Origin of the sequence: Paenochrobactrum gallinarii, assembly GCF_014205685.1 — a bacterium.
GTDB lineage: Bacteria > Pseudomonadota > Alphaproteobacteria > Rhizobiales > Rhizobiaceae > Paenochrobactrum > Paenochrobactrum gallinarii.
Map to the genome: position 1 here is coordinate 57,060 of NZ_JACIIU010000002.1, position 17,545 is coordinate 74,604.

The following is a 17,545-nucleotide window of genomic DNA, read 5'->3' on the forward strand; positions in this document are numbered from 1 at the left end:
ATATATAAATAATATCATTTACTTATAGGAACCTCTTAATAAAGAGGTTCCTGATAGACTTTTACACCCTTATTTTGCAGGGCCTTAATTTGCGCAACACCGGCTTTGGAAACAGCAATCGTAGCGGTGATATTATCTTCGGTTATCTCCCCTTCAAGCGCTAAACCTTCACCTTCCGGCACATAATAACGCTCAATACCGAATCGTAAGCGCACATTCCCACCAGATTGCAGCCAGATCGGATACATGGTTTCACCTCTGATCTGCACTTCATCACTGGCGAGATCCGTAAAAGCACTCACCGAGGCGCGGCTCATATGCCAAAACCCGTCTGTACCTTTTTTAACAGCCACATAAATATCACCTTCGTAATTCTCAACCGCGCCCTGCACATCGCTCAGCGCTATCTGTGAAAAATCATAACCAAGAATTACATAGTCCCCGCGCATCAGATCACGCGGATCAACACGACTTGTCTGAACGACAATATCTTGCCCGTTGCGTAAAATCTGTGCCCGTTTTTCAATACCGGCGAATAAGACACCGGTTTGCAGTAAGGCGGTAAGTATGGCGGCGCCGTAAAGATATTTTGCGTTCATCTTCATGGCAGCACCTCTGTTTCTAACCGATCATGCCCCGATAAACGCCTTTCCATGCGGCGCACGAAAACCGCCAGCAACAATACAAGAACGCCTGAACTCAGGAAGAAGCCTGATGTACCGATCATTGTACCTATGGTTTCAAAGGCGAGATAAAGAACCTGTCCGGAAAAAACCAAATATACCAGCCAGCGCAAACCACCATTATTGCGCCCGCACAAAACAAGCGAGCCAATGCAAAGAGCAAAAATAACGATGCCATAAAAGACAATATGCTTCTCATCAAAACTGTTCAAACGCATATCTTGATACTGGAAAGCCAATACGGCTCCCAAAACCCCGAGAAAACCATAAGCCGCCAGCGGACGGGCAAAGCGGGTCAGGCGCTGCAGGAAAACATGACCAAAACCATCTGCGAGCATCAAGGCACTGCCGCCCGCCAAAAGCAGCCACAATATCGACTGCCACTCTAACTCGGCATAGAGCAGCCCCACCCAGCCAAGCGTCACTATACCCACTAAATGGCCACTGATACGCGAATGGGTAAAATAAGCAGCAACAGCACCGGTCACCAGTAATGCAGGTACGATATAGGCGCCTTTATCATAGACCAGCATGTCGAAATCATGCTGAACCGCTGAAAATATATAAAATCCCGTCAGGAACATCGCAAAAGCGCTGAGCACCGGTTCGCGCAGCAAAAAAGCTGCAATAAAAACACCAGCCACCCAGAAAAGTATCGCTGAAAGCTCATCGCCGGACATGTGATACATTTGCCCGACCATGGCGATGCCCGCACCAAAGGAGGCAGCACCGACAATAAAGAGAGCTTTTGAGAAAATCGCATCACCGGCAAGGCGACGCCATACACCGCCTATATAACAAAGCCAGATAATTGCAAAAACAGACAAGACGCGCACAATGCGTGGAATATCCTGCCAATTGGCTGCCACCAGCAAAATAACCGCTGCACCCAACAACAGACCGCCGATGGTTGCCAGCACAGTTCCCAGACCAATGCCTGAGCGACGACTATTTAAATCACTGAGTAATTTTCCGGCCGTGTCATTATCGATTAGCCCTTGCTCTTTCCAGCTGGAAATAAGCTTTTCAACCGACATAGAAAAAGACAAAGGCAGACCCTTTCGCTGATGCATATATTCATGCGTTATAATTTGCGGCTACAGCGAAGTCGATCATAATTTACAGCAAGACCGTTAAAGCCGCCCATGCAAAATATGCCCGAACCTTTTACCTAATGCATAGTTGTGTCCGAATGATGATTTCCGAGATGCATAGCTTGCAGGGCAGCTATGCAAACCTGTCTCTCCCAATTTAAAATATATGGCCTATATATAACTCATCGATCAAACAATGATCTACAGTAATTCAATCGGAGACAGAAGAAATGAACATTATGCGCTCATTCAATAACTGGCGCCGTTACCGTTCGACAGTTACAGAACTTAGCATTTTAAGCAACCGTGAACTCAATGACCTTGGAATTTCTCGTTCAGACATTCCATTTGTCGCCCGCCAGGCTAACAAACGTTAATAATACTTAAGTAAATACTTGCGTATTTACAATAATTCACTGCTATATATCCTCCTCCCTATTATAGCAGTTTCGGGTTAGCGACCCTCCTCCCACGCTAGCCTGACAGAAATAATGCCCGTCACATTTTCATGTGGCGGGCATTATTCGTTTTAAGTTCGTCTGCGTTACACAGTAACTTTTTGCTTTTCAAAAAAATTATCACAGCCAAGAGCCAAACCAGATCACCGGTGATTGCTGATTTCTTTGAAAGAGAGTAAGAACGCGCTCATGTCAAACACAGTTTCTCACTCCCCAATTCACATTATCGGCGGCGGGCTTGCAGGCTCGGAAGCCGCGTGGCAGCTGGCTGAGGCCGGCGTTCCGGTGATCTTGCATGAAATGCGCCCTGTGCGCGGCACCGATGCCCATAAAACCGATCATCTGGCAGAGCTCGTTTGCTCCAACTCCTTCCGTTCAGATGATGCGGAAACCAATGCAGTCGGCGTGCTTCATGCCGAAATGCGCATGGCGAATTCACTTGTCATGGCTTGCGCCGATGCCAATCAGGTGCCAGCTGGTGGCGCATTGGCAGTTGACCGGGACGGCTTTTCACAAGCCGTCACGCAAAAGCTTGAAAACCATCCGCTCATCACCATCGAGCGCGGTGAAGTGTCCGGCCTGCCACCACAAGAATGGGGCACAACCATTATTGCAACCGGCCCGCTGACTGCCGCATCTCTGGCTGATGCCATTGCCGCAGAAACAGACACGAATGCACTGGCCTTTTTTGATGCGATTGCACCCATCATCCACTTTGACAGCATCAATATGGATGTCTGCTGGTTCCAGTCCCGCTATGATAAGGTTGGCCCTGGCGGCACCGGCAAAGATTATATCAACTGCCCGATGGACAAAGAGCAGTATGAAGCCTTTATCGCAGCCCTGATTGGCGGCGAAAAGACTGATTTCAAAGAATGGGAAGGCACACCTTATTTTGATGGCTGCCTGCCGATTGAAATCATGGCAGAGCGCGGGTCAGAAACATTGCGTCATGGCCCGATGAAGCCAATGGGACTTACCAATGCGCATAACCCGACCGTTAAGCCTTACGCAGTCGTGCAATTGCGCCAAGATAATGCGCTTGGCACACTTTACAACATGGTTGGCTTCCAGACCAAGCTGCGCTACGGCGATCAGACCGCCATTCTGCGCATGATCCCCGGCTTAGAGAACGCTGAATTTGCCCGTCTTGGTGGCTTGCACCGCAACACCTATCTCAACTCACCAGTGCTGCTTGATGATAAATTGCGGATGAAATCACGCCCTCAATTGCGCTTTGCCGGTCAGATCACTGGTTGTGAAGGCTATGTGGAATCATCTGCCATCGGCCTGCTTGCCGGACGCTTTACTGCTGCTGAAGTATTGGGCAAAGAGTTGCAAATTCCGCCACTCACCACCGGTTTTGGTGCTTTGCTTGGCCACATTACCGGCGGCCATCTTGTCAGCGATGAAGAACCGGGCAAGCGCTCTTTCCAGCCGATGAATGTCAATTTCGGCCTTTTCCCGCCTGTTGAAGTGGTGAAAACCGAAGGTAAGCGCCTGCGCGGCAAAGAGAAAACCATTGCCAAAAAACGCGCCATGAGCGCTCGTGCATTGGAAGATTGGAAAAACTGGCTGGAGAAATCAGCGCTTTAAGCGTTTTCCCATCGCACAAATGAAACGGGCAAGACTGCTGATAGTCTTGCCCGTTTTTTATTGCCCTATGAAATAAAATCTACTCAACCAAATAATCCGGCTTTCATCAATGTCCATTGACGGAGAAGCGGGGAAATATCGTTGATTTCTATTGTCGCTTTATCCGCATTACGGCTCAAGCTACGCAAATAGGACGGCACCAGACTGACCGGCAAAAATGCAGGCTTCAAACTGGCAGGCAGCCCACGCGCAGCTTTTTTATAGGCTGCAAAATGCTCATCTGCCAAAGCAATCATGGCGCGCACCAGATTGGTCTTCTCAGCCTCATGGCCAGACCCCAGATAGGTGCCTGCATCAAGCCCCACCGCCTGCATAATATCTGCCGGCATATAAATTTGACCGCGTGCACGGTGCAGTGGCATCAATCGTAACAGGCCTGCAATGCTTTGCGCTACACCCGCATGACCAGAGGCCTCGCTAAATTGCGGCGCTCTGTCCGTATCAAGAATAATCGCCGCCATTTGTATCAGAACGGATGCTGTTTCACCGCAATAGCCTTCCAGATCATGACGCGCTGGCATCGGATCATTATAAAGATCGAAAATCCGTGCTTCGCAATAAGCATCAAAAACTTGTAGCGGAAGCGAATATTGCCGGATGGTTGCCATCAAACTGGCAGCCACCGGATGGCTTTCTGTCTCGCCATGGCCTTCACCATTGATGAGATCGCGCCACCATTGCAGCCGCACCTCACCCGGCAATGCATCTTTAGCAACATCACGAATACGGGCAATTTCTACATTAAACGCATAGAGCGCGGCCAAAGCACCACGCTTTGCTTCCTGTGCGTAAAGCAATGAAAGGTAGCGGTCTTTATCCGCTTGAGCCAACAGGTTCAGGCAATAAAGTTCATTATCCTGCATTTTATCCGCTTGCATATTATTCGACAGCGATAAGTGCTGCGGCAACGGCGCGATCTTCCGCCAAAAGCACATTATACGTGCGCACTGCCGCCCCCGTACTCATCGGATCGGACGAAATACCACTGGCACGCAGCAACTCACGCACCTCCGCGGGAATGCGGCGTAAATCCATACCTGTGCCAACCAGCAAAATTTCAATGTCATTAGCCTGCTCAAGAATGAGTTTTAAATCATCGACAGCAAGCAAAGGTGCCGCTTTTGGCTCCCAGCCATGCACACCGCTTGGCAGACACATGATGGAACCTTTATGCGACATCTCTGCAAAACGAAAACCGCCATTGCCATAAGCATCAATGGGCGCGCGTCCAGGAAAATGCGCCTCACGCATCTGAATGCCGGAAGACATATCAGCTCTCCAAATTCAGTGACTGAGCCAGCTCGTCACTCATATCATCATCACCTTCCTGTCGCGGGCTGCGCGGCTTCAAGCCAAACTGCACCAACAACGGGCCAGCAATGAAGATAGACGAATAACTTGCCACAATAATACCAACACTGAGCGCCAGTGCAAAGTTACGAATATCCTCACCGCCGAACACATATAGCGGCACATGGGCAAGGAAGGTCACAAAAGAGGTTAAAATGGTGCGTGACAATGTCTGGTTGATCGACGCATCAATGATCGCTGGCAAAGGTGCACTCTGATAACGGCGCAAGTTTTCGCGGATACGGTCATAAATGACGATCGTATCATTGAGCGAATAGCCGATGATGGTCAAAATTGCCGCGACACTCCAGAGGTTAAACTCCATGCCAAAGACAACAAACATGCCTGCCAGAATGATGACATCATGCAAAGTGGCAATCACTGCACCAAAAGCAAGCTGCCAGCGGAAGCGCAACCAGACATAAATAAAAATGCCAAGCAAAGACAGGGTTACAGCCAGAAGTCCGGCATTACTCAATTGCTCAGAAACTGTCGGCCCCACCACCTCAACGCGCTGGAACATATATTCCTTGCCAAATTCATCACGCAATTTAACGGCAATAGTCTGATCAGCTTCGTCACCTACTTCCTGACTGCCAATCAGCACGAGCGCTGAATTGGCAGTTTCGGTTGGCATCACACGCGCGCTCTCAATGTTGAGTTCAGCAAGACGCTCACTGATATCAACGAGATCTGCATCACCTTCCCGCGCCTGCAATTCAACCATTGCACCGCCGCGGAAGTCCACGCCATAATTGAAACCGATATTGACGAAAAGCGCCAGCACGATAGCACAAGCCAAAACCGAAACACCAAGGGTGAGGAACTGCAAGCGCATGAAAGGAATGCGCGTCACAGTCGGCACCAGCTTCAAGCGGCGCTTTGGCACTTCCTTCGGCTTCACTATGCGGATCCATTGCGAAATCAGCAGGCGGGTGAAGGTCAGCGTCGTGAATAATGTAGTGGCGATACCAATCGTAACAGTTACTGCAAAACCGTAGACCGCACCGCTACCCAGAATGAACAGCACCACGGCTGCAATCAAAGTGGTGAGGTTGGCGTCAACAATGGTTGAAAGTGCTCGGTAAAAACCTGATTCCATCGCCTGAACGACTGAATAGCCATGTCTGCGATCCTCACGAACACGCTCATAAATCAGAACATTGGCATCCACTGCCATACCGATAGTCAGGACCAGACCGGCAACACTGGCCATGCTTACAGAAGCACCCAAAACAGACAAAATAGCAATCAGCAGAATGATATTGACCGCAACCGCAATCATCGCCAATACGCCCAAAGTGCCATAAGATAAAATCATAAAAAGGCCGACCAGAACGGCAGCCATTATGGCAGCCACTGCGGCAGCACTGGCATAATCTGCACCCAGTGCTGAGGTAATTGTGCGCTCTTCCAGCACACTGACGCTTGCCGGCAATGCACCGGAGCGCAATACAACAGCCAGATTGCTTGCCACGTCATAGTCAAAAGAGCCGGTCAGCTGCAATTCGTCTGTATCAATTCTTGTCTGCACAAAAGGCGCAGAAATAACCTGATGATCCACAACAACAGTAAATGCACGGCCAATGCTTTTTTCGGTAAGCTCAGCCATCGCCTGACGGCCTTCAGGGCTGAGTGTAATTGTAATCACCGGTGTGGTGCCATCGGCGGCATAGCCTGCCTGAGCATCCACAATGTCCTCACCTGTCAGCGCCGGTTTCTTTACAAGCAAGTAGCCAACCGGAGGATCATCATAAGAATAAACAACGATATCGCCTTCCGGGGGTGTGCCGCGAATGGCCTCATCCGGCGACATGGACGCGTCAACTTCGTGAAAAGATACAGCGCCACTCGCGCTCAGAATATCCTTCAGCAGCTCGATATCGTAAATACCGCGCACTTCGACAAGGATTTGCCCTTTACTGCGCTCTTTTTCAACGAGTGAGTCTGTGTAACCCATCTCTTTCAAACGATTGCTTAAAATCTCAACCGTCTTATCGACAACCTTATCTGAACTTTTCGAGGATTGGACAATCAGTCTTGATCCACCCGACAAGTCAAGATCGAGTGCCACCTGCTTTTTGGGCAGGAAATTCGGCAATTCATCTAATGTATCACGCGAGAAAAGATTGGGTAAGGCGAAGATAACGCCAGCGAACACAACCAACCAGATCAGAGCGGCTTTCCAGCGCGAAAAATAGAGCATGAAACTGCGAATCCATATTTGTCAGATACATATGATGCAGGGCGAAACAGCACTATGCAATCCCGCCCTGCAACACTTAAAAACCGGCTCAGCCAAGCTCAGTGATTAGTCGATATCTTCGACCACGACGTCACTGCCGCTGATGCGATGCGCAAGTGATGCTTCCATAAATGGTGTCACTGCACCATCAAGCACTTCTTGCGGGTTTGTGCTTTCCACACCGGTACGCAAATCCTTGACCAACTGATAAGGCTGCAAAACATAAGAGCGAATCTGATGTCCCCAGCCAATATCGGTTTTGGAAGCTGTCATAGCGTTGGTGGCTTCTTCACGTTTTTTCAGCTCTTCTTCATAGAGGCGAGCGCGCAACATCGACCATGCGGTAGCACGGTTTTTATGCTGCGAACGTTCTGACTGACACTGAACCACAATACCGGTTTTGATATGGGTAATACGAACAGCAGAGTCGGTCGTGTTCACGTGCTGACCACCGGCACCCGAAGCGCGATAAGTATCGATGCGAACATCAGCTTCAGTGACGTCCACTTCAATATTATCGTCGATTACCGGATAAACCCAGATGCTGGAAAAAGATGTGTGACGACGCGCATTGGAATCATAAGGCGAAATGCGAACCAGACGATGCACACCGGATTCGGTTTTCATCATCCCGTAAGAATTATGCCCCTTAATCAGCAGGGTTGCTGATTTGATACCTGCTTCTTCACCATCGTGAATTTCAAGCAATTCAACTTTACGACCGCTCTTTTCTGCCCAGCGCGTATACATGCGCAGCAACATCGAAGCCCAATCCTGACTTTCCGTACCGCCGGCACCGGCATGAACTTCCACATAAGTGTCGTTCGGATCTGCTTCACCAGACAAAAGCATGTCGATCTGGCGTTTAGCGATATCGGTTTTCAAAGCACGGATCGCCTCTTCCGCATCCGCAATGATCGACTTGTCGCCCTCTTCCTCACCCATTGCAATCAGCTCAATACTGTCTTCCAATGTTTGTGTCAGATACTTAATGCCATTGATGCTGTCATCAAGCTGCTGGCGCTCACGCATCAGCTTTTGCGCTTCCTGCGCATCATTCCAAAGGGTCGGATCTTCTGCGCGCTGGTTTAAATAACCCAGCCGTTTAATAGACTGATCCCAGTCAAAGATGCCTCCTCAGCAGGCTTATGGCCTGCTTGATTTCGTCGACCAAGCTCTCAATTTCAGCGCGCATTCGCTTTATATTCCTTAATCTATTCTCAAATTTCAAAAGCAGATTTCTGCTTTTATGCTTCACTCAACAAACAAATGATGAGGCAACATAGTCACCTCATCAAAATCTGTAAAGAATTTACGACGTTAATACAATCCGCCTGAGCCGGACGAAAGCGCACGCGTCGCCTGTGGCGAAGCTGGCGCAACCGGTGACCCCTCCTGGAAATCATCCATACCAATAACCGAATAAGAATCGGCAGGTCCCGTTCCGGGCTTGAAGGCTTCCATGAATGCGTCACCGGAACCAGCCGCTATACGCATACCTGTGCGGCGATTGATCGGGATCATCATCATGCCTTCCGGCACACGGAACTCAGATTTCGGTTTACCGACCAGTGCCTGTTCCATAAAGTTTTTAAACACAGGAACTGCCAGGGCACCACCGGTACTACCACGACCAAGCGGGGTCGGATTATCATAACCAATATAAACACCGACGACGAGATCAGGGGTAAAACCTACAAACCAAGCATCTTTTTCATCGTTGGTTGTACCGGTTTTACCAGCAACCGGACGCTTCAGATCTTGCAGAACTCTCGCAGTACCACGAGCCACAACACCTTCCATCATCGAAGTGATCTGGTAAGCGGTCATCGGATCCAGCACCTGATCGCGATCATCAATCAGCTCAGGCTCTTCCTGATTAGACCAACTGTCAGCATTGCAGCTCTCGCATTTTCTGCTGTCATGTTTGAATATGGTTTTGCCGTAGCGATCCTGAATACGGTCGATCATTGACGGTTCAATACTACGGCCGCCATTGGCCATTACCGAGTAACCGGTAACCATGCGCAGAACCGTAGTTTCACCCGCACCCAATGACATGGATAATACAGGCATCATCTTGTCATAGATACCAAAGCGTTCGGCATATTCGGCAACGACATTCATGCCCATATCCTGCGCCAGACGAACAGTCATCACGTTACGCGACTGTTCGATCCCATAGCGCAAAGTTGAAGGGCCGGAGAATTTACCGGAATAGTTTTTAGGTGCCCAAACACCAAGCGAACCACCCTGATCAACTTCCAGCGGGCCATCAAGAACCACAGAAGCAGGTGTATAACCATAATCAAGTGCTGCGGCATAAACGAATGGCTTAAAGGATGAACCCGGTTGGCGATAGGCCTGTGTTGCGCGGTTAAATTCGGATTCAGAGAAAGAGAAACCACCGCTCATTGCCAGTACACGACCAGTATGCGGATCCATCGCTACCATAGCGCCTTCAACTTTCGGCGGTTGCTGCAGGCGAAACGCAGTATCACTACCTTTTTTAGGCGACACATAAACCACATCGCCAACTTTAAGCACAGCCTCCGGTGACTTGGCACTGGTGCGCTTGCCGTTAACAACCATGACGCGCATTGCCCATTTCATATCTTCGGCAGCGATAAAACCTTGTTTGCGTTCTTTTGAGCGCGCACCCGAAGCTTCACGCGAGGGCTGCAAACCAATGTCTGCCCCAGCGGCAGAAACATTAAGTACGACCGACAATTGCCATTCCGGCACATCAGAGAAAGCTGAGATTTCACCAAGCGGCACGCCCCAGTCAGAGCCGAGTTCAATATGCTTATAAGCTCCACGATAGCCCCGAGCTTCATCATAACGCAACAATGCTGACTGCAAAGAGTTGCGTGCCATCACCTGCATGGCCGGATCCAAAGTGGTGCGGACTGATAAACCGCTTTCGTAAAGGGCCTTGTCACCATATTTGGCAATGATCTGACGGCGCACTTCTTCGGTAAAATATTCGGATGCAAAAAGATATTTTGATGTCTGGCGAATATTGACATGCAAAGGTTCAGCTTTGGCAGCTTCCGCCTCTTCCATGGTGATATACTGGTTCTCGGCCATACGGTCGATCACATAATTGCGACGCTCAACTGCACGTTCCGGCTGACGGAACGGATGGTAGTTGGAAGGACCTTTCGGCAAAGCAGCCAAATAAGCCATTTCGGAAACAGTCAGCTCACCGACAGCTTTATCATAATAAGTCAGAGCAGCGCCTGCGATACCGTAAGCGCCCATACCGAAGAAAATTTCATTGAGGTAAAGTTCAAGAATACGATCTTTTGAATAGGCCTGCTCAATACGCATGGCCAAAATCGCCTCTTTGATTTTACGATCATAGGTCTGTTCGGTGGTGAGGAGGAAGTTTTTAGCCACCTGCTGGGTAATGGTCGAGGCACCTTCAGGACGACGCCCGCTGCCAATACCTTTAACATTGTTGACCATTGCACGGGCAACACCACCGACATCCACACCATTGTGATGATAGAAGTTTTTATCTTCCGCAGAAATAAAGGCAGCCTTAACCCGATCAGGAACAGCCTGTATCGGCAGGTACAATCGACGTTCTCGGGAAAATTCAGCCATCAAACTACCGTCAGACGCATGAATACGCGTCATCACAGGAGGCTCATACTTCTCCAAAACTTCATAATCGGGCAGTTCCTTGTTTATTTTGCTGATAAAAAGCGCAACGGCACCAGCAACCATAAGCATGAAAACGGCACCAATGCCGAAGAAATATCCGATAAGTCGTACCATAAACCCGGAATCCTACCTTCCGTACCACCAAGGAGCTGTCAACAAGACAACCAATCAGCTAAATTTGCGTCACATGCATTGGCGTCAATGCACTATCGTCAACTTTCCGTAACGTAACAACAGCACGCTCACGACAGATGATCGCAGGTAGTGAAGTGCAATTACGTCAAAGGCAAGATCATTTATTAAGTTTTAACTCAAAATTACGAACTTCAAACCACTTTATCTGTCAGATGTGCAAAATTGCAGCAATTTGCAAAAGCCTTCCCAGCCATTCTGCAAAACTGAATAACCAGTGCATTTAACCTAAAGCTTAAACGACGCAGGTTAAAAAGAAATCAAACTTTTCCTCATCACACTCATTTAAACAGTCCCCCCATTTAATCAAGGAACCGGTGACACCCTTTTTTTCAATGTCGCAAAATGCCTGATTGCCACCACCAGCCGCTCAGCGAAAAGCTGGCGCCACTTCGGATCGGTAATGAGTTTTTCATCTTCTTTATTCGATAAATATCCCATTTCCACCAAAACAGACGGCACATCCGGCGCACGCAACACCTGAAAACCTGCAAAGCGATGCGGATTATTAATGAGGCTAATTTCGCCGTCTAATGATTTGACCACCTTATCGGCAAATTTCAACGAAAAACCATGTGTTTCGCGGCGGGTCAAATCAAGCAGAATATCGGTCACCTCAGGTAAATCCTCAGGCACGATCCCGGCAAATTCATCTGATCTATTTTCACGCTCAGCCATTGCACGCGCCACCGAGTCAGAGGCTTTGTCGGAAATCGTATAGACGGTCGCACCACGAATATAATGCTGGGGCACACTATCAGCATGGATTGAGATAAAAAGATCGGCCTCATGCTGGCGCGCAAGACGCACCCGCTCACCAAGACGTAAGAACACATCTTCATCCCGCGTCATGAAAACCTGAAAATCTTTTTCTTCTTTCAAGCGGTCGCGCAAATCCCGTGCAAATGCCAGCGTCACATCTTTTTCTATCAGGCCGGTGACCCCTTCGGCTCCGCTATCGATCCCTCCATGACCGGCATCCAGCATAACGGTAAACTTCTTGGCGGCCTGCTGTTGCTCACGGTTTTTTTTATCTTCTGCTGCCTGCGCAGGGCTTGCATTCCCCTTACTGTTTTGCGCAGCTAAATCATCAGCGAATTCCCGGTCAGAGCTGGCGATAATGTCGACAACCATGCGATAGCCGGGCGCGTTCTCGTTTTTGATGACATCCATATTTTCAAGTTTGAACGGTCCGATCAATGACAAGATTAAACGCGAGCGTCCCTCTCCTGCCAACCCATAGCGCACAGACGAAACAAGTCCGCGTGGTGTTAATGACTTCTCGTCAAAGCCAAAACGCGTCTCACTCAGCTCCATCACCAAACGATGCGGCTTATCAAACAAAATTGGTTTCACATCCGGTTTCTCGTCAAACATGACAACGACACGGGTGCGCAACTCATCGCCCGCCATTCGAAATGTTAAAGCAGAAACAGGAGCCGCCCAAGCAGCCTTTACAGTTGGAAAAAAAATAATTCCAAAACTTAAAATCATTCCAAAAAAAGAACGCATCATCATACCATAATGAAACAAGACTGAACCGCTAGCTTTTCAAAAACCATTTTTAATCAAGGATTTCTACGCATAAAAAATAAAGAAAACCATGCTATTGATGAATATTAAATCATGCTTATGTCGATATTTCGACCAAGAGATCATAAGTTGCACAGCTGACCTGCACCAAATCAATTACAGTTAATCATTTATGTATAAAGGCTTATTTGACCTCACATAACAAGCCGGTGCACGCCACACGATAAGCCTTGCAAAAATATTCCTTCTTGTCATGAGTGAAAACAGGTCATAAAAGCATAGTTAGGTTTCGGTTTTGCCCGCAGAATCAAAGTCCTGAAATAACTGGTGAAAGCAGTTATAACTCGGACTTTCCGCGCAAATGGCGACTATCAACGCCAAGCCGTCTCCGCACAGAATTTTGCGGTTCACACCGCTTTTTAATTGGACGACAGCGTGTTTATTCAACGTGGTCGCCAGCTCTTTTACAGGGCAAACAGGTCGGCCTGGCATTTCCAGGTCATTATTTAGGTCGTTTCGTTCGGAACAGTTATGGGTCAACAAAGACCGATCATTACCAGGCAGGAAACCGCGATCGCCGTGAGGCAGTTACGCGTAGAAGCCTTATTGCCTGTTTCGAAGAACCTCGAACCATCCGACAGACGCACTCTTAAGCGAGCAACCAAAGCACTGGTACTCTTGTGCCCCATTGATGTGCGCCGCGTTGTCGGCAGGAAAAACAAACATGTTAAACAAGATGCTTATCGATGCCTCTCACCCGGAGGAAACACGCGTTATCGTTACGCGGGGCAACAAGATCGAAGAATTTGATTTTGAATCCGAGCATAAAAAACAACTTAAAGGCAATATTTATCTCGCACGTGTAACCCGCGTCGAGCCATCATTGCAGGCAGCCTTTGTCGAATATGGCGGCAATCGCCATGGCTTTTTGGCATTTTCTGAAATCCATCCTGATTATTACCAGATCCCGGAAGCTGACCGTATTGCATTGATGGAAGCAGAAGCTGCCGCTGCTGCGGCCAATGCTGACAGTGACGATGATGATCACGACGAACAGCCGCAAAACAATGCGTCTGCTGCCCGTTCTGATCGCAATGATCGCCGTCGTGGCAATCGCCGCCGCAACCGTCGCTATGACAATAGCGCGGCTAAAAATGCTGTGCCTGCCGCTGAGCCGGTCGGCCCTGCATTTGTTGATTATGTACCGGGCACACCGGCTGTTCCGCATGCCATCCACATGGACAGCGTGTCAGAACCGGCAGATGATTTCATTTCCAGCAATCATGATGATGACGATATCCATGATAATGGCAATGATGACGAGAATGATACAGTCGAATCCGTTGGCTCCGAAGATGCCATGGAAGAGCTGCCAACGCATAACCGTGTGCATCGCCGTCAGTACAATATTCAGGAAGTCATCAAGCGCCGCCAGATTTTGCTGGTTCAGGTTGTTAAAGAAGAACGCGGCAACAAAGGCGCAGCTCTTACAACTTACCTGTCGCTGGCCGGACGCTATTCCGTTTTGATGCCTAACACTGCCCGTGGCGGTGGTATTTCACGCAAGATCACCAATATTCAGGATCGCAAGCGTCTGAAAGACATCGTTAAAGAACTGGAAGTGCCGCAGGGCATGGGCGTGATTTTGCGTACAGCCGGTGCCAACCGCACCAAAGCTGAAGTGCGCCGCGACTATGAATATCTGATGCGCATGTGGGAAAATGTGCGCAATCTGACGCTGCAATCCGTGGCGCCTGCCCTCGTTTATGAGGAAGGCAGCCTGATCAAGCGCTCGATCCGCGATCTTTATAATAAAGATATCAGCGAAATTCTGGTCTCCGGTGAAGCTGGCTACCGCGAAGCCAAAGAATTCATGCGGATGCTGATGCCAAGCCATGCCCGCGTTGTGCAGCCATATCGCGAACAATCACCAATCTTTGCCCGCAATGGCATTGAAGCGCAGCTTGATCGCATGTTGTTACCGCAGGTGACGCTGAAATCCGGCGGCTACATCATCATCAACCAGACAGAAGCTCTGGTCGCGATTGACGTAAACTCCGGCCGTTCTACCCGTGAACATTCGATTGAAGACACTGCTCTCCAGACAAATCTGGAAGCAGCTGAAGAAGTTGCGCGCCAGTTGCGTCTGCGCGACCTTGCCGGTCTTATTGTCGTTGACTTCATTGATATGGAAGAAAAACGCAATAACCGCGCCGTCGAAAAGAAAATGAAAGACTGCCTGAAAGATGACCGGGCACGTATTCAGGTAGGCCGTATTTCGCATTTTGGTCTGCTGGAAATGTCGCGTCAGCGCATTCGTGCGTCTGTTCTCGAAAGCACCATGCAGCTTTGCCCGCATTGCGGCGGCACCGGCCATATCCGCTCCGACTCTTCCATGGCGCTGCATGTGATCCGCGCTGTTGAAGATTATCTGATGCGCAATAGCGGTTACGATATTTCGGTTCGCACGCCTGCGGCAACTGCCCTTTATGTGCTGAACCATAAGCGCCAGCTCTTGTCTGACCTCGAAGCCCGTTTCGGTCTCAACATCCACATCAATGCGGATGAATCGGTCGGCGTGCAAAATCTGGTCATTGATAAAGGCGCACCTTCCACCCGTCCGATCACCATGCCTGCCCTGCAACCGGCAGACTATTATGATGACGGCATTGAAGATCCGGAACTGCCGGTTGAAGACGATGAGAACGAAGCAGAAGCTGAACTCGTCTCTTCCGACAAGGAAGAAATCAACGGTAATGATAATGATCGCCGTCGCCGTCGCCGTCGTCGCCGTCGCGGTGAGCGCGATAATGGCTCTGACAGTCATGACGCAGATGCGCAATCCGAAAATGAGAATGAAGGCTATGCAGATCATGCAGGCTCCAGCGGTCAGTCTGATGATGATCAGCGCAAAAAACGCCGCCGTGGCCGTCGTGGCGGACGCAAAAACCGCCGCGATGATGGTCATTACAGCCACTTGCCTGCTGCCGAATTGATTGGCGACTGGACGGAACTGCTCGCAGCTGCTGACGCCAAACGTCAGGCTGCAAAAGAAGCTGCTGAAAAGGCTAAGAATGTGCCGCCGGCAGAACCCGTTCCAGGTCCGGCACCTATGCCGGCAGCTGCCAACACAGAAGCAAACGTCAAGGCTGAGACAGTCAAAGCTGATGAACCTGTAAAGCCTGCTGAAACTGTCGCGCCCGCAGCTGAAAAGGCTGAAGAAAAGGCTAAGAAACCTGCTCGCCGCCGCACCAGCAAAGCTAAAGCGCCGACTGAAGTAGAAGCAGTTGTGGTTGCTGAAGTGGTTGCTGATGTAACCGAAACTGTTGAAGTTGCAGTGGAAGTAACAGAAACGGTCGTGGAAGAGACTGTCGTAGAAGAAAAGCCGGCTCGCAAGCCGCGTGCACGCAAAACCACTACGAAAGATAAGCCGGCTGCAGAAGCACCTGCAAAAGCCACGGAAAAACCTGCCCGTAAGCCGCGTACACGTAAAACTGCTGTAAAGGCTGATGATGCAGTTGAAACTCCGCAGGATGTGCCAACCACTGGCGCTACAGAACCGGAACAAAAGCCTATCATTGAAACGGTCGAGCCAATTGCTGTGCCGGTTAATCAACCACAGGAATCATCCCAACCGGTGATTACATCTAGCGATAATGAAGAAGCACCTGCAGCCAAACGCTCAGGCTGGTGGCAGAAAAAAAGCTTCTTTTAAGCGGAGCTCTGAGATCTCATAAATAAAAAGCCCCCATGTTTCGCATGGGGGCTTTTTTACATCTGCAATCAATGCACGTAAAAAAACGCGCCGATCAGATCGGCGCGTTTTTCACAGTTCATACAATCATCAATTAATGCAATATCTGACTTAAGAACAGTTTCGTGCGTTCATGCTGCGGATTATCAAAGAATTCTGCCGGAGCATTTTCTTCAACGATCTGCCCCTGATCCATGAAAATCACACGATTGGCCACCTGTCGCGCAAAGCCCATTTCATGGGTCACGCAAATCATCGTCATGCCTTCTTCCGCCAAGCCAACCATTGTATCCAGCACTTCCTTGATCATTTCCGGATCAAGCGCCGATGTCGGTTCATCGAACAACATAACACGTGGGTTCATGCATAAGGCACGTGCAATCGCAACACGTTGCTGCTGACCGCCAGACAATTGACCCGGATATTTATTAGCCTGTTCCGGAATTTTCACCCGCTCCAGATAATGCATCGCCACTTCTTCTGCTTGCTTCTTAGGCATTTTCCGTACCCAGATCGGAGCCAGTGTGCAATTTTCCAAAATCGTCAAATGCGGGAAAAGATTGAAATGCTGGAACACCATGCCGACTTCGCGGCGTACTTCATCAATCTTTTTCAGATCATTGGTAAGCTCTGTACCATCAACAATGATCTTGCCCTTCTGGTGCTCCTCCAGTCGGTTGATACAGCGGATCATGGTGGATTTACCTGAGCCTGAAGGACCTGCAACAACAATGCGCTCTCCCCGCATGACTTTCAGATTGATGTCCCGCAACACATGAAAATCACCATACCATTTGTGCATGTGCTCGATTTCAATTGCTACTTCAGTTTTTGAAACCTGCATTTTTGGTGTCTCACTGGCTGCAGTATCAGTTGCCACTTTATTGGCTTGTGCATTCATAACCGTT

The 17,545-nt window shown here is 49.3% G+C and carries 12 protein-coding genes; 3 read left to right on the forward strand and 9 right to left on the reverse strand.

Features of this window, described 5'->3' with window-relative positions; translation table 11 throughout:
* Positions 1 to 35 precede the first annotated feature (35 nt).
* Positions 36 to 605, reverse strand: a complete 570-nt coding sequence (locus FHS77_RS02980) for a GDYXXLXY domain-containing protein (protein ID WP_184219816.1) — start codon at positions 603 to 605, stop codon at positions 36 to 38.
* A complete protein-coding gene (locus FHS77_RS02985; RefSeq protein ID WP_184220561.1) occupies positions 602 to 1,732 on the reverse strand; it encodes a DUF2157 domain-containing protein in 1,131 nt (376 codons plus the stop codon). Before FHS77_RS02985 ends, FHS77_RS02980 begins: the two co-directional genes overlap by 4 nt.
* Positions 1,733 to 2,007: 275 nt before the next feature.
* Between FHS77_RS02985 and FHS77_RS02990 the strand changes: the two genes are divergently transcribed.
* Positions 2,008 to 2,154: a DUF1127 domain-containing protein gene (locus FHS77_RS02990; protein ID WP_184219818.1), complete on the forward strand. Its 147-nt coding sequence runs from the start codon at positions 2,008 to 2,010 to the stop codon at positions 2,152 to 2,154.
* 270 nt (positions 2,155 to 2,424) lie between these two features.
* Positions 2,425 to 3,831, forward strand: a complete 1,407-nt coding sequence (trmFO, locus tag FHS77_RS02995) for a methylenetetrahydrofolate--tRNA-(uracil(54)-C(5))-methyltransferase (FADH(2)-oxidizing) TrmFO (RefSeq protein ID WP_184219821.1) — start codon at positions 2,425 to 2,427, stop codon at positions 3,829 to 3,831.
* Between the two features lie 83 nt (positions 3,832 to 3,914).
* Here the strand turns inward: trmFO and FHS77_RS03000 are convergent, their stop codons facing one another.
* From FHS77_RS03000 to FHS77_RS03025, 6 genes are all read right to left on the reverse strand, one after another.
* Positions 3,915 to 4,754, reverse strand: a complete 840-nt coding sequence (locus FHS77_RS03000) for a phytoene/squalene synthase family protein (RefSeq protein ID WP_184219824.1) — start codon at positions 4,752 to 4,754, stop codon at positions 3,915 to 3,917.
* Positions 4,755 to 4,770: 16 nt separating this feature from the next.
* Entirely contained in the window at positions 4,771 to 5,160 is a 390-nt protein-coding gene (locus FHS77_RS03005; RefSeq protein ID WP_184219827.1) for an Mth938-like domain-containing protein, read from the reverse strand.
* 1 nt (position 5,161) lies between these two features.
* Complete coding sequence (gene secDF / locus FHS77_RS03010) at positions 5,162 to 7,447, reverse strand: protein translocase subunit SecDF (protein WP_184219830.1); 2,286 nt, start codon at positions 7,445 to 7,447, stop codon at positions 5,162 to 5,164.
* Between the two features lie 105 nt (positions 7,448 to 7,552).
* Positions 7,553 to 8,681 (reverse strand): peptide chain release factor 2 gene (prfB, locus tag FHS77_RS03015; protein ID WP_184219833.1). Its coding sequence is split into 2 segments (ribosomal slippage): positions 7,553 to 8,611 and positions 8,613 to 8,681, totalling 1,128 coding nucleotides; the frame shifts between segments, so codons are not numbered across the junction.
* A gap of 125 nt (positions 8,682 to 8,806) precedes the next feature.
* Entirely contained in the window at positions 8,807 to 11,272 is a 2,466-nt protein-coding gene (locus FHS77_RS03020) for a penicillin-binding protein 1A (RefSeq protein ID WP_184219835.1), read from the reverse strand.
* Positions 11,273 to 11,656: 384 nt separating this feature from the next.
* Positions 11,657 to 12,844, reverse strand: coding sequence for an N-acetylmuramoyl-L-alanine amidase family protein (locus FHS77_RS03025; RefSeq protein ID WP_246431218.1), 1,188 nt, complete (start codon positions 12,842 to 12,844; stop codon positions 11,657 to 11,659).
* Positions 12,845 to 13,607: 763 nt separating this feature from the next.
* Here FHS77_RS03025 and FHS77_RS03030 point away from each other — a divergent pair.
* Positions 13,608 to 16,598: an Rne/Rng family ribonuclease gene (locus tag FHS77_RS03030; protein WP_184219841.1), complete on the forward strand. Its 2,991-nt coding sequence runs from the start codon at positions 13,608 to 13,610 to the stop codon at positions 16,596 to 16,598.
* Positions 16,599 to 16,731: 133 nt separating this feature from the next.
* On the opposite strand, the gene FHS77_RS03035 is transcribed toward FHS77_RS03030, so the two are convergent.
* On the reverse strand, positions 16,732 to 17,538 hold the full coding sequence (locus tag FHS77_RS03035; RefSeq protein ID WP_281383556.1) for an amino acid ABC transporter ATP-binding protein: 807 nt from the start codon (positions 17,536 to 17,538) through the stop codon (positions 16,732 to 16,734).
* Between the last annotated feature and the right edge of the window lie 7 nt (positions 17,539 to 17,545).